General features: G+C 35.4%; 14 protein-coding genes and 1 tRNA gene. 8 read left to right on the top strand and 7 right to left on the bottom strand.

The window, feature by feature from the left end; translation table 11 throughout:
* Nucleotides 1–63: 63 nt before the first annotated feature.
* The 4 genes from GTK47_RS17190 to trmB form a co-directional block, all read right to left on the bottom strand.
* Nucleotides 64–801 carry a DUF2884 family protein gene (locus GTK47_RS17190; protein WP_165125460.1) on the bottom strand — a complete coding sequence of 246 codons (738 nt, stop codon included), beginning with the start codon at nt 799–801 and terminating at the stop codon, nt 64–66.
* Nucleotides 802–823: 22 nt separating this feature from the next.
* Nucleotides 824–1,750 (bottom strand): glutaminase B, encoded by a 927-nt coding sequence (glsB, locus tag GTK47_RS17195; protein WP_165125463.1) that lies wholly within the window; start codon nt 1,748–1,750, stop codon nt 824–826.
* Between the two features lie 74 nt (nt 1,751–1,824).
* A complete protein-coding gene (locus GTK47_RS17200) occupies nt 1,825–2,151 on the bottom strand; it encodes a YggL family protein (RefSeq protein ID WP_023581025.1) in 327 nt (108 codons plus the stop codon).
* Complete coding sequence (trmB, locus tag GTK47_RS17205) at nt 2,151–2,870, bottom strand: tRNA (guanosine(46)-N7)-methyltransferase TrmB (protein WP_165125466.1); 720 nt, start codon at nt 2,868–2,870, stop codon at nt 2,151–2,153. Before trmB ends, GTK47_RS17200 begins: the two co-directional genes overlap by 1 nt.
* A 216-nt stretch (nt 2,871–3,086) precedes the next feature.
* Here trmB and mutY point away from each other — a divergent pair, with 216 nt between their 5' ends.
* The 5 genes from mutY to GTK47_RS17230 all read left to right on the top strand — a co-directional run bounded on the left by mutY (nt 3,087) and on the right by GTK47_RS17230 (nt 6,670).
* Nucleotides 3,087–4,127 carry an A/G-specific adenine glycosylase gene (mutY, locus tag GTK47_RS17210; protein ID WP_165125468.1) on the top strand — a complete coding sequence of 347 codons (1,041 nt, stop codon included), beginning with the start codon at nt 3,087–3,089 and terminating at the stop codon, nt 4,125–4,127.
* Between the two features lie 29 nt (nt 4,128–4,156).
* Complete coding sequence (locus GTK47_RS17215; protein WP_088493527.1) at nt 4,157–4,429, top strand: oxidative damage protection protein; 273 nt, start codon at nt 4,157–4,159, stop codon at nt 4,427–4,429.
* 63 nt (nt 4,430–4,492) lie between these two features.
* Nucleotides 4,493–5,563, top strand: a complete 1,071-nt coding sequence (gene mltC / locus GTK47_RS17220) for a membrane-bound lytic murein transglycosylase MltC (protein WP_165125471.1) — start codon at nt 4,493–4,495, stop codon at nt 5,561–5,563.
* Between the two features lie 251 nt (nt 5,564–5,814).
* A tRNA-Phe gene (locus GTK47_RS17225) sits at nt 5,815–5,890 on the top strand.
* A gap of 306 nt (nt 5,891–6,196) precedes the next feature.
* The gene (locus GTK47_RS17230; RefSeq protein WP_165125474.1) at nt 6,197–6,670 is read left to right on the top strand and encodes an Hcp family type VI secretion system effector; all 474 of its coding nucleotides are present in this window, start codon (nt 6,197–6,199) and stop codon (nt 6,668–6,670) included.
* A gap of 398 nt (nt 6,671–7,068) precedes the next feature.
* Here GTK47_RS17230 and GTK47_RS17235 read toward each other — a convergent pair whose 3' ends face one another.
* On the bottom strand, nt 7,069–7,872 hold the full coding sequence (locus tag GTK47_RS17235; RefSeq protein WP_165125477.1) for a DUF4225 domain-containing protein: 804 nt from the start codon (nt 7,870–7,872) through the stop codon (nt 7,069–7,071).
* Between the two features lie 651 nt (nt 7,873–8,523).
* Between GTK47_RS17235 and GTK47_RS17240 the strand changes: the two genes are divergently transcribed.
* On the top strand, nt 8,524–9,780 hold the full coding sequence (locus GTK47_RS17240) for a Zn-dependent hydrolase (RefSeq protein ID WP_165125480.1): 1,257 nt from the start codon (nt 8,524–8,526) through the stop codon (nt 9,778–9,780).
* On the opposite strand, the gene GTK47_RS17245 is transcribed toward GTK47_RS17240, so the two are convergent.
* Both GTK47_RS17245 and GTK47_RS17250 read right to left on the bottom strand, forming a co-directional pair.
* Complete coding sequence (locus tag GTK47_RS17245) at nt 9,774–10,658, bottom strand: helix-turn-helix transcriptional regulator (RefSeq protein WP_165125483.1); 885 nt, start codon at nt 10,656–10,658, stop codon at nt 9,774–9,776. The two genes, GTK47_RS17240 and GTK47_RS17245, sit on opposite strands and share 7 nt — an antisense overlap.
* Nucleotides 10,659–10,931: 273 nt before the next feature.
* Nucleotides 10,932–12,128 carry an ROK family protein gene (locus GTK47_RS17250; RefSeq protein ID WP_165125486.1) on the bottom strand — a complete coding sequence of 399 codons (1,197 nt, stop codon included), beginning with the start codon at nt 12,126–12,128 and terminating at the stop codon, nt 10,932–10,934.
* 205 nt (nt 12,129–12,333) lie between these two features.
* Here GTK47_RS17250 and GTK47_RS17255 point away from each other — a divergent pair, with 205 nt between their 5' ends.
* Together GTK47_RS17255 and GTK47_RS17260 are read left to right on the top strand one after the other, a co-directional pair.
* Nucleotides 12,334–13,152, top strand: coding sequence for a purine-nucleoside phosphorylase (locus GTK47_RS17255; protein ID WP_165125489.1), 819 nt, complete (start codon nt 12,334–12,336; stop codon nt 13,150–13,152).
* 84 nt (nt 13,153–13,236) lie between these two features.
* Nucleotides 13,237–14,469, top strand: coding sequence for a nucleoside permease (locus tag GTK47_RS17260; protein ID WP_165125492.1), 1,233 nt, complete (start codon nt 13,237–13,239; stop codon nt 14,467–14,469).
* The last annotated feature ends 51 nt before the right edge of the window (nt 14,470–14,520 follow it).

Consider the following 14,520-nt stretch of genomic DNA (forward strand, 5'->3'; position numbering starts at 1 on the left):
TGAGTCAACAATTTATTATGCTCTAAATAATTCAAGATATCGCTTGAAGCATGACGAGTATCATTATTTTTTTAGAGAATTAACAAGCTCCACCCGTTGACTTTCCATCTGGGTTATTTTGTTGCAAGCTTGCTGACCAAATTGAGTAAATGCAGCTTCTTGCTGTTTCCACTCCTGATCTATAATTTTTTGAAAACCATCTAGGTTGCCTAATAATCCGCCTAAGGCTTTTTTACTGTCGCCACCCGCGGCAGCTAATAACTGTTTTTTCCCCAATTCATTAATGCTGTCTTGCAACATCCCACCTAGGCTACTTTCTACAATTTCACGGCCTTTGGCTTCAACTTCTTTAATGGCTTGAGAATGGAACGTAATGTTATTCGGTTCTATGCTAACCACTTTATCCATTTGCTGATTGAGATCTTTCTCTAATCTACTTAATCTATTGAGGATATTACTATCTTTACCAAAGGCCTCAATCACCACTTTATCAAGTACTTTGCGAGAATCTTGCAGTTTTACCCCTGTTTCAGTTCTTAACCAAGGTACGTCTCGTCTTACTGTGGCTTGATATTTCTTTGCTAGTTCTTGTTGCTGTGGTGTCAATGAGGCACTTTTTTCATTTTGAAATAGTGTACCGTCAGGATAAATTACCATTAAACCATGTGAACCCGCGACTTCAACAAATTCAGAGGTTATGCGTAAATCATCTTTTGGCATTACAGCGCAATCAAAACTTGGTGATGCATTTGCTGTACTCGCAACAAAAAACAGTGTGACAGCAATATATCTTAAATTCATAACAACTCTCCTGAAAACACACCTAAAAAATTGAACGCCCTACTTTGTTTGCTAATAATTCAAGTGCTGCACAACCTGCTAATGAGTTACCTGATTTATCCAGCTCTGGTGACCAGACTGCAACCGTAAAAGCATCGGGAACAACAGCAATAATGCCACCACCTACGCCTGATTTTCCGGGAATACCGATACGAAACGCAAATTCACCTGCACCATCATACATGCCACAAGTTAACATTAACGCATTTATTTGGCGGGTTTGTCTTGGCGTAATAATCTGATTTTTATTACCCACACATATACCTTGATTAGCCAAATAGCTAAAACATCGCACTAACTCAGTACAACTCATCTCTATTGAACAATAGTGAAAATAGGTTTCCAGTACCGTAATAACATCGTTCTCAAAATTACCAAAAGATTTCATCAGGTAAGCGATAGAGGCATTTCGACTAAGATGCTCCATCTCTGATTTTGCGACCACTGAGTTATAACAAATATCAGGAGTATCAGTGAGAAAACGGATCACTTCTAACATTCTTTGCTTAGGCGCACTTAAGCGAGACTGCAACATATCAGTGATAACAATGGCACCTGCATTAATAAAGGGATTACGTGGTATTCCTTTTTCCATTTCTAGCTGAATCAAGGAATTAAAAGGCAGCCCTGATGGCTCTTTTCCTACACGTTGCCAAATTTCACTTTCTTCATAACGCGTTAAAGCAAGCGTTAAGCTAAGTACTTTAGAAATAGATTGGATTGAAAAACGCTTATCTGCCATGCCTGATTGATAGAGTTCACCATCAACCGTATAAACAGCTATAGCAAGCTGTTCTGGAGGTATTTGAGCCAATGCGGGAATATAATCCGCGACTTTTCCTTGCCCGATTAATGGGCGAATTTGTTGCAAAATATCTGACAGTAATGCGTTAGATAACGTTGTAGTCACAGTCCCTTCCCCAGACAGACAAGGGCATCCTTTTGGATGCCCTTGTTATTATTTGCTAAATGTATAACTTTCTATCAATCCCACCAAACATCAAATAGTTCAGAGGTTTGTACATCTTGCATTTTGCTTTCTTTTAGGAAGTTTTCGACTAATTGGCGATGTTCTTCTGTACATTTACCAATTTGTTGTAAGCAGATTAAGCCTTCCCAGCTCAGGTAACCACTTGCATCAAATGCCAGCCCGTTTGGCTCAATAACTTTGAGGATCAGTTCATCAACAAAACGATCTACTTCCTCAATTGGGGTATTTTCTGGGAAAGTCCATTTAACTGAGAAACCTAATTCCTGAAATTCATCGATACGCATTTTTTTGCGTAAGCGGCGACTACGTTGTTTAGCCATTATTTTACCCTCTTAAACATAAGATCCCAGACACCATGCCCTAAACGATGACCGCGTTTTTCAAATTTAGTCACAGGGCGTGTTTCTGGTCGTGGTACATAATCCTGAGTTTCTGACAAATTCTGATAACCTTCAACACTTGTCATTACTTCAAGCATATGTTCTGCATATGGTTCCCAATCTGTCGCCATATGAAAAACACCGTCTAACGTTAATTTTTTTAAAATTAATTCTGCAAAAGGCACTTGAACAATACGGCGTTTATTATGACGCGCTTTGTGCCATGGATCAGGAAAGAATAACTGAACCATTTTTAAGCTATTATCTGAGATCATATGATTGAGCACTTCAATCGCATCATGACACATGACTCTCAGATTGCTTAGTTGTTCTTCTTCAGCACTTGCAAGACAAGCACCAACACCCGGTGCATGTACTTCAATGCCGAAATAATTATTTTCTGGTGTATTTTTTGCCATAGTCACGAGCGATGCGCCCATGCCGAAGCCAATTTCTAAAATTACAGGCGCTTCGCGTCCAAAAACCTGACTGAAGTCGATGGGTTCCGGTTGATATTCAATTCCAAAGGCAGGCCACTGTGTTTCTAATGCTTGCTCTTGACGAGGCGTTAAACGACCTTGTCTACGAACAAAACTACGAACGCGTCGTAAAGCACGCCCCTCTTCATTGAATTCCGGAGAAATTACATTCTTGATCATGTCTAATACTGTCAGTCGTTAGGCCAATTATTTACTTAAAATCGTTATAATGTCGCAATAGTGCAACTTAACCGACATTATCCAAAGATCACTAAGTTTAGCAAGAGTCACACATAGAAGCATCACTCTATAAGATAAATATTAAGAGTGTTTACAGTTTATTCTCTCTGTGGTGCAATCTTACCTTAATCAGAACATGAGTTAATAAAATAAAACATGATGGAAGCTCTGCAATTTTCGCAAGTCGTACTCAATTGGTATCACAAATATGGGCGTAAAACGCTCCCTTGGCAGCAAGAAAAAACGCCTTATCACGTATGGTTATCAGAGGTAATGCTGCAACAAACTCAAGTTGCAACGGTTATTCCTTATTTTGAGCGTTTTATTGCACGTTTTTCTGATGTCAACGCATTAGCTAAAGCCCCTCTTGATGAAGTACTTCATCTCTGGACTGGCCTTGGTTATTACGCAAGAGCAAGAAACTTACATAAAGCAGCACAACACATTGTAGATAAACATCAAGGGCAGTTTCCTGATACCTTTGAATACGTTTGTGCCTTACCCGGTGTTGGACGTTCAACCGCTGGTGCTATTTTATCGTTATCATTGAAAAAGCCTTATCCAATTCTTGATGGTAATGTGAAACGTGTTTTAGCTCGCTGTTATGCCATCGAAGGCTGGCCAGGTAAAAAAGAAGTTGAGAATAAGTTGTGGGAGATCAGCGAAAACGTCACTCCAACCGAAGGTGTAGAGTATTTTAATCAGGCAATGATGGATTTAGGTGCAATAGTTTGCACAAGAAGTAAGCCTAAATGTGAATTATGCCCATTAAATACTGGCTGTATCGCTTATGCTCAAAACAATTGGGCGGATTATCCTGGGAAAAAACCGAAAAAAGTTATCCCAGAAAAAACAACTTATTTTCTTATTTTACAATATGATAATCTTGTTTGGTTGGATAAAAGACCACCAGCAGGAATATGGGGTGGGTTATTTGCCTTTCCTCAATTTGAAACAAAAGCGCTTTTAGAACAGTGGTTAACTGAGCATGGACTCAGTAATAATGAATCAGAGCAACTGATTTCATTTCGACATACGTTTAGCCACTTTCATTTAGATATTGTGCCAATTTGCGTAAAACTCTCAGCGTTTACCTCTGTGATGGAGGAGCAAAAAGGACTTTGGTATAACTTACAGACACCTGCAACCGTAGGGTTAGCAGCACCTGTAGAGAATTTACTTAGACAATTAGCCTAAGCTAATACCTGCGATATTGAGGATTTATTATGAGCAGAACTATTTTTTGTACTTTCCTTAACAAAGAAGCTGATGGACTTGATTTTCAGTTGTACCCAGGAGAAATTGGAAAGCGCATTTTCAATGAGATCTCAAAAGAAGCATGGGCTCAATGGATGGCAAAACAGACCATGCTTATCAATGAGAAAAAACTTAACACCATGAATCCAGATGATCGCAAACTATTAGAACAAGAAATGGTGAGATTTTTATTCGAAGGCCATGATATTCATATTGACGGCTACACACCACCTGAAAAATAATATTCACTTTTCCAGAGCCTTTAAGGCTCTGGTATTTTATTCACCATAGCGATGCAATTGACCATGAAAAAAATCCTTCTCTTGCTGATTATCGCCCCTCTACTCATTTCATGCAGTAGTCAACCACCAAAAACATTTGAACCCGATTATGCAAAAGACACCAATGCATTCGATATTCTTATGGGCCAATTTGCCAATAATATTGAAATGATTTGGGGTATGAAGGAAGTTTTAATCGCGGGGCCTAAAGACTACGTAAAATATACCGACGCTTATAAAACTCGTAGTCATATTAATTTTGAAGCCGGTACGATTACGATAGAAACACTAGGCGGTGACGCTCCTCAACTCCAATTGCATAAAGCGATAGTCACAACGTTATTAATGGGCGAAGATCCAGGCTCTATTGATCTCTACTCTGATGTTAATAATATTCCTCACAGTACAGAACCCTTTTTATTAGGACAAGTACTCGATAACACTGGGCAATCTATACGTTGGGAATGGCGCGCCAATAAATTTGCAGATTATCTGATTGCCAATAAATTACAAAAACGTCAATCCGGTATAAATACCATTTGGTATGTCACCCTTAATCTTGTTCCTAATCACCTTGATCAACGTGCTCATAAATATTTACCGTTAGTACAACAAGCAGCGGCTAAATATGGTGTTGAACCATCATTGATCTTGGCAATTATGCAAATTGAATCCAGTTTCAACCCATATGCGGTGAGTAGTTCTGATGCACTCGGTTTAATGCAGATTATGCCAGCAACGGCAGGTCGAGATGTCTTCCGAATGCAAGGAAAATCAGGACAACCAAGTCGTAGTTACTTATTTGATCCCGCTAATAATATCGATGCAGGTGCGGCTTATATCTCGATACTGCAAAATAGTTACCTTGGAGATATCAAAGATCCTGTTTCTCGCCGTTACGCCGTTATACAAGCTTACAACGGTGGTGCTGGTAGTGTGTTACGGATATTCCATAACGATAAGAAACAAGCTGCCGCTATGATTAATAACTTAGAGCCAACACAGGTCTATACCACATTGCGCAACAAGCACCCTGCTGATCAATCTCGTCGTTATCTTGAGAAAGTCAGTACAGCTCAACGTAACTATCGTTAATTGATAATTAGTCTAAAAAATAAAGCTTCCTCAATAAATTTGGGGAAGCTTTTTTGTTACTAAGGCTTAGTAAATGGCTTTCTCGTCATGTATTTTTTAAGTATCGCAAAAAACTATCAGCTTTATTTTTACTCATTTCCTGAGACAAATAGCGTTTTATTAGTCAATAAGTTTAAAAAAACAGCAATCGAACAGTTTTGTGATAAATAACGTTGACGAGCAAGGCGATATCGGGTTTAATACGCCCCGTTGCCCGAATAGCTCAGTCGGTAGAGCAGGGGATTGAAAATCCCCGTGTCCTTGGTTCGATTCCGAGTTCGGGCACCATCTTTTAGAAAAACCAGCCTTAGGGCTGGTTTTTTGCTTTCTACGCTTTATAAAATTTTGAGCTCTCTTTTTTATTAGAACTCAAAGTCTGCCTTGCTACCTTGATTCTTAACTTGTTCACTCAAAATATTATTTTTTCTTTATGCTTCTGATAATGACTTCATGTGAATTGCCACAGTATTTAGATAGCAATCTATTCTCTTTTTAATATAATGAATTCTTAAATTAATCTAATGTAATTAACTTTAGAATAAATTTAGCTTTAGGTGAACATGAAGTTTAATTATACAAAAAGGAAAATAATTAATGTCTAATAATATTTATTTAAGAATAAATGGAAATGTTCAAGGAAATATTTCAGCTGGATGCTCTTCTTACGATTCACTTGGCAATAAATACCAAAGCTCTCACTTAAATGAAATATTAGTTATAGCGTCCACATTTGATATATCAAGAAGACAAAATTTAAGTCATGCTCCTCTTTCTATAACCAAACATGTTGATAAGTCAACACCATTACTAATTACGGCAATTACAAATAACGAAATTTTAAAGTGTGAAATTGATTACTATAGAACTTCTCATACCGGCGCCCAAGAGAAATATATGACGGTTGTTTTAACAAATGCTTCTATTGTCAATTACTCACAAATACATGCAAGTACCTTAACTCAAAGTGATTCATTACCTAGCGAAATTATCATTATACAATATGAAAGTATTACCTGTAACCATATAATGGCAGGAACGTCTGGATATAGTATTTCTGAACTAAGTTAATCAGTAAAAATTTAATGGTGAATTTAATATCTTGATTCACCATTAATTAAATCTATTTTTCATAAAACATCAATATGATAAATTATTTTTTTTTGCCAAATGTCAGTGAGATACAAAGATAAAGAGCAAAAAACAGGCAACTATACCGAATAATATCTTTATTACCTGATCTTATAAATAACTCGCCAAGAAAATATTTATCACCAAATTTAAATATAATAAGGCAACTACTACCAATAAAATAAATAAACAATAGATATATTAAATTTAAAAACCTATTATCTTTATTAAGAAGATAAAGTTGCAACTTATATAAAACATAAAACAGTAAAAATGAAGATATATAGAATAGAAAAAGCTCCAACCAACCAAACGGAAATGGTGATAACACATCAAAATCATTCACCCTTATTCTCTTCCTCGTATAAATCATATGTAGAATAAATAGTCACTCCATCAAAGAAAAACTCAGAAGTAAGTGACAATCGCCCCATTGATTGCCATGATGCCATAAAATCACTCTTTATATAGTGAAATAGTTTCCATGAATCTTCTTTAAGAACTGGTTTCAATAATGATGCACCAGATAAACTTAAATCAACCACATTATAAAACATATCCGCTTCATTATCGCCATAACCTAAAGCTTTAGATGCTGCTCTATATCCGTTTCTTACAGGTCCACTATATTCTTCTCTAAATAATAAATAATATCCATTTTCAATCATACTATTTACACCTTGAGATACCATTCCAACCCCTAAACTACTACATAATGTTCCGACAGATCCCACACAAGAACCTCCCCCTCCATATATTTGCATTGCTCCGCTGACAAAACCTACTTGTTTGAGTATTAATTTATTATTTTCCTCATTTTCTTCTTTTTTACGTATTGTTTCAAAAAGTGCATATTGCATTATACTTCGATTTCTTAGTAAATTATCCTGTAACTCCAATCTTTCAATTTCATCGGAGATATTATCTAATCCTGCTGATAAACTTAAGCAATAACTACTTACCTCTAACTCTGTTCTAGCAATCAGTTGTTCTATATCATTTAAGAACATCATTCTTGTAAAAGAATCACCAATATATTGATAGGCAAATTTCATTGCTATTTTTCTTAAATAACTGGATTCTCTTCTTAATGTATCTCTATATACATCACTATAACTATAGTCTAGTTCATACTCAGTCATTTCTTTCACATCCTTATTGAAAATAAAAACTTAAGTAGTATCTTATCCAATTTATTGGCTGTTATAGTGTAATATTTAGCAAAACTTATCAATGGATAATAATTGTTTTTCCACTTTACCTGAAGCTAAAAGTTTATATTACCAAGATAAAAGAAAAAAATAGATTTTAACTCTAAATATATAAAATAAGGTGTTCATCATTTTAATAAAATTATTTTTAATGCCATTGGAATTCATTTATATTTATTTTATAGAAATATTAATTTTAACTATTAAATCTAAATAATATAAATAATAATATTTCATGCTAATAAAACCCTCTATCAATACTAATTCTTATTTTCATTTAAAACTTAAAATATAGACTCTTTTATACACTTAAAATAAAAGCGATCGCTTTTATAACATTTATCACACAAATTAAGTTCATTTAAGAAATACTCTAGATATATATCTCCTTTTAATTAATACCTACCTCACAGAATATGAAATTGACCTTAATTGTCATTGACGAAATATAGCTATAGCAGTAAATATAATAAGCAATGTTCATAAAAATAGTGACCATCTTTAAAGATGGCTTTTTTAATCCTTAAATTGTCTCATTTTTTAGACAAAGAGATATTACAAAAACCACGGGAGAATTCTCTTATGACTCAACAAGATACAGCAACTCATTATTCAATTGATGATATGAAAGCGTTAATTGAAACAATGCAAATTTATAAAAAAGATAACAGTGGCAAAGGGATCACTCGTATTGCCTATGGCGAAGAAGATGAAGCCGCGCATCTGTATCTGGCTGGTTTAATGAAAGAAGCCGGTCTTGAAGTTTATCGTGATGGCATTGGTACACTTTACGCACGCCTACCGGGTAAAGATCGCTCATTACCTGCAATAGGAACTGGCTCTCACCTTGATACTGTACCTCAAGGTGGTGCTTATGACGGAGCTTTGGGTGTTATCGCTGGGTTTTATGCCTTAATGCAATACAAACCACAGCAACTTAAACGCGACCTTGAGCTTGTTGTTTTTCGTGCTGAAGAATCTAGCCGTTTTGGATTTTCATGTATTGGTAGTAAGGTTTTAACCGGCAAAATAGATAGAGCTCGTTGGGAGCAAAATAGAGATGATGATGGCAATAATTTCTTTGAAGTTTTGAAATCATTAGGTTATCAGCACGATAATTTGGATAGTTGTTTAGTCAAAGAAGATCGTTATAGTGCCTTTGTTGAGCTTCATATTGAACAAGGCAAACGCCTTGAAAATGACAAAAAAACCATTGGTATTGTTAATGGTATTGCAGCACCGACACGTTTTTCAGTCACTGTTAATGGCCATGCAGATCACTCTGGAGCCACACCAATGTACCAGCGCCAAGATGCGTTAGTGGCAAGTGCTGGTATTATTACAGATATCAATCGTGCAGCATGTACTGAAGCTGTTTATGGCACTGTAGGTACAGTGGGTAAACTCAATGTTGTACCAAACTCCATGAACGTCATTCCAGGGCAAGTAAAATTCTCAGTGGATATTCGTGGTATTGATACTGAAAGTATTCAGCGTGTTGTACAACGTTTAAATAACAGTGTTGAAAAAGCAGAAAAAGATTTTGGTGTTGCTATTGATGTTCAACCAATTTCTGCTGAATCGCCAGTAAAACTAGATGATTCAATTTGCCAAGTTATTGAAAGCTTGTGCCAAAAACACGATATCAGCTATATGACAATGCTAAGTGGTGCTGGCCATGACTCAATGAATATGGCTCCACTTTATCCAACAGCAATGATTTTTACACCATCTGTTTCGGGTATTAGTCATCATCCTGATGAATTTACCGAATTTAGTGATATTGCTGTTGCAGCGGATTTATTAGCTGAAACATTAGGTACACTAGCAAATCAATAATGGCTCACTATTTGTTTTAAAAAATTAATAGCATCATCCCCTTTAGTGGCTTTTAACCATAACTTATCAAAGAGGGATTGGTACTGAAATATTGCCTCAGTTGAAGAAGTCACTGTCGCTATGCCCGTACTGACATTAGGAAATTCACCTAAACGGAACGGGCTAACGGCTAAAGAAAGAGGTACTTTATCTTGATAAAATAATTGGAAAGTTAGAGACGGCATAGTATCTGAAATAATTGCAATATTAAGATAACTATTTTTTTGTTCTAACTTTTCAATTAAATGAAGAATTTCATTTTTTGCTCGCTCTTTTCTTTCTTGTTGCAGTGTTTTAGTTAAATTAACTGAACCTAGCATGCCAACATAAAGAAATTTTTCAATTTGCTGTTGGCTAATAAGGTTATAAATATGGGGTGAATGTAAAGACTGATGTTTCTTACGCTCTTTTAAAATAGATAAAACTTCTTGTTGTTTTTCAGACAAAAGATTTAAGGGTGATGCCTCTGTTAGCATTTCAACCAATGTTTTGTCATAACAATCTGAAGTTAATAAGTAAGAGAAAGGTTCGAAGTGGGTATAAATATGTGAAGATTGAGTTTCAAGTTGGCGCATTCGTTCAAAAAAGCCATTTGCACTTGAATAATATTCAGTATTAATGCCTAACAAACTGGTCAATGAGGTATTTAATAATCTAGCAAGATTATCAAGTGTCTCAATTTTAACAATTTCGCCTTTTTCTAACCGATATACAGCAGCACGAGAAATACCCAAGCTTTCTGCTACATCTTCAGCTTTTAATGAAGAGGCTATGCGGTAAGCACGTAAGCGGTATCCAATGGCTTGGTAATCTATTTTTTCTCTAGGTATGTAAGGCATATTTATAATTAGCTCCCAAATGCACAAAGTACCAGGGTAAAGTAACGGCACAACAATAAGATGTTAGTTCAGATAGTTTAAATTAAACCAAAAATAAAAAGAATCACCTTCCTCACAATGAGGTAAATAAAAGAAGTTTGCAGTAAAAAGTTAGTCTATATCAATAAACCTGTCTCCTAGTAGATAACCTCACCAGGGTTAAAGTAGCAAAAACAAACAACAACAAAAAACTAAAAGGCGTTGTAATTGATATTACAGCGCCTTTTTCATTATTTAATTAACTAAATGCTCTAATACCATTGCACCAGCCCCTTGAGAAACTATTTCATAGGCGTGACTTGCTGGATAAACTTCTGTTTTTATATTTGGGAAAAGGGCGAGTTTAGTTTCAATCGTTTTTTTAACGGTATCAAAAAACGTATATTTAGGTATTAATGTTCCACCACAAACAACAATATCAGGTTGGAGCATTAAAATCGTATTTGCAATAGCAACTCCGTAGTAATAAGCCGCTTCTTCTAATGCATCAATACATAAAGGATCTCGCATTTCTATTGCTTGAAAAATAGTGTGATAGCTAATTTCATCATCACTACCCACCAAAGAAGTCAATAAAGAGTGCTTTCCTCGTCTTATTTGATGAATGATATTATTTTTTATGGCATCTAAAGAACACAGTGTGTTTAAGCAGCCATAAGAGCCACATTCACACAATGGCCCTTTTACATCAATTGTCATGTGACCAAAACAGTTCATTGCCACTGAGGTATCAGTTAAAAACTGATTGCCAATAATGGCACATCCTCTTACTTCGGTATCACAAGAAGTAAATAAAAATCGTTGTGTTTTTTGGCGGTAATATAAACGAAATTCAGCTAAAGCGGCAAAATGTACTCCACTTCCTACGGTAACGTAAGTAGGAATTTTTTTACGTAATAACGTCTCTAATTCACAAAATTCTTCATCGAGGGATTTTGATGCCAATTGATGCTCGACAACATGCTCAATAGAAATGCCTAATCCTAAAACTTTTTCATAGCTGATTTTATTTTTTAATAATAAATCATCAATTTTAGGTAATAGTTTTTCTGTCATTTCATCGGCAGATAAGTACGGTTCTGGCGATATTTTAATTTTATCCAGCATATTGAGCTTTAAGTCCATTAAAACAATCGTTGAATAGACTTTACTTAATTCAATACCAACTAAAAACACATCTTCTGTATTAATATTATACAAAATAGGTTTTCGTCCACCAGTTGACTCTCCTAACTCTGCGGTTGTAATTAATTGAAGAGCATTTAACTCGTCCAACAATCGTGCACAAGTCGCAGGCTTCATTTGTGCTAACTCGGTCAGCGTTTCTGTTTTTATTGGTCCATTTTCTGCCACTAATTTATAAAGGCTTTTTAATTTCAATGCTTTTGAAGTCTTAGAAGACTGAAGTTCTTTTAAATTTTTCAATAGCATAACGATATCCTTTATTAAATTATTGATCAGCAAAAAGAGGAATATCGCTATCTTACTGTAAAAAAAGCAATAGTTCCTTAATCAAAACAAACAATATGATCTTAATCTCAAAATGAGAAAAAGAAAGTTGTCCATTTTTGTTTATCAGGCAAAGTACTCTCAACCACTATTTAAAACGTAATGACGATTTACACAGGAGAGAGTCATGCATCAAGTTTCTGAAATTAATAAAGCAAAAGAATTTGTCCAATCTAAAACCACAGAAAAACCAACGATTGGCATCATTTTAGGATCAGGTTTAGGTCCTTTTGCCGATACATTAGAAGATGCTGTACATATCCCATATCACACTATTCCACACTTTGCAGCGTCTGGAGCAGTAGGACATGCTAATGAATTAGTGATTGGTAAAATCGCAGGAAAAACAGTTATTGCAATGAAAGGTCGTTTTCATTACTACGAAGGTGTATCACTCGATGAAGTCACCTTTCCTGTTCGTGTAATGAAAGCATTAGGTGTTGAAAAACTGATTATCACTAACGCATGTGGTGCTGTAAACACTGAATTTAATCCGGGCGATCTTATGCTAATTACGGATCACATTAACCTGACTGCAAATAACCCACTTATTGGGCCAAATAATCCTGAACTCGGCGTTCGTTTTCTGGATGTTAGTGAAGTTTATAACAAAGCAATGCGCCAAATTGTTCTTGATATCGCTAAAGAACAAGACATTACCTTACGTCAAGGTGTCTATGCATGGTGGACAGGTCCAACTTACGAAACACCAGCAGAAATCCGCATGATAAGAACATTAGGTGCAGATGCTGTAGGCATGTCAACTGTTCCAGAAGCATTGATAGCTCGCCATTCAGGTATTGATACCATTGGTATTTCATGCTTAACCAATATGGCTTGCGGCATTTTAGAACAGCCTCTTAGTCATGATGAAGTCATTGAAACAGCAGAACGCGTAAAATCTACTTTCTTAAAGCTTATCAGTGAAGTGATCTCTCGCTTATAACTTTCTACCAATAAGAGAAAAAGTGGATTATAGATAGCTGCCTGTAATTCACTTAAATCAATATCCCCAACAGTGGAGATAGTTATGGGTATAAAAATACAGCTCAAAGGCATGATGTTTATGCAATATTTTATCTGGGGAAGTTGGTTAATTACCCTAGGTGCATACATGATGCAAACATTAAACTTCACTGGAATTGAGGTTGGATTGGTTTATGGATCTAAAGGTATTGCTGCCTTAATTATGCCTGGTTTATTAGGTATCATTGCCGATAAATTTATTCCCGCAAATCGCTTATATATTATTTGTCATCTTATTTGTGCTGTTGCTTTATTCTTTGCAGCTTCAGTCACTGATCCTACTATTATGTTTTGGGTAATGTTTATTAATGCATTAGCATTTATGCCAACCATTGCACTTTCAAACTCCATTGGCTATTTTTGCTTAAATAAACATAAACTAGATTCAGTTGCTCATTTTCCTCCTATTCGTGTATTTGGGACGATAGGCTTTATTATTGCAATGTGGTGTGTCAGCTTATTTAGATTAGAGCTTAGTAATACTCAATTATATATAGCATCCGTTGCATCACTTTGCTTAGCGCTCTATTCATTCTGTTTACCTAAAATTCCAACAGTACAACATAAACAATCGACATCTTGGGCCTCCCGTTTAGGATTAGATGCATTTGTTTTATTTAAAAAACCTGTCATGGCAATATTCTTTTTATTTGCAATGTTATTAGGTGCAGTACTTCAAATTACAAATACTTTCGGCAGCCCATTTATTCACGACTTTGCCAAAAATCCTGAATTTGCAGATAGTTTAATTGTGCAATACCCATCAATTTTATTATCAGTATCACAAATGGCTGAAGTCGCTTTTATCTTAGCTATTCCCTTTTTCCTAAAACGCTTTGGTATTAAAAAGGTCATGCTGATTAGTATGCTTGCATGGACTTTACGTTTTGGATTATTTGCATATGGTGATCCCTCGCCTTGGGGTTTTGCATTGCTGATGCTTTCAATGATTGTTTATGGTTGTGCGTTTGATTTCTTTAATATTTCAGGATCTATCTATATCGAGAATGAAGTTAAACCTGAAATAAGAGCTAGTGCTCAAGGGCTATTTATGACCATGGTAAATGGCGTTGGTGCATACGCGGGTTCTATTTTAAGTGGTATGGTAGTCGATCACTTTACAGTAAATGGAATGAAAGATTGGCAATCTATTTGGTTAATCTTTGCATCATATACATTAATACTAACTATTATCTTTTTATTTGCATTTAAAGAGAATAAAAAAACAGCTTACTGATAAGTATTATAAATCACTTACCATTTTATATTAATGATAATAAATCTATAA

The sequence above is a fragment of the Proteus sp. ZN5 genome (assembly GCF_011046025.1).
Taxonomy (GTDB): domain Bacteria; phylum Pseudomonadota; class Gammaproteobacteria; order Enterobacterales; family Enterobacteriaceae; genus Proteus.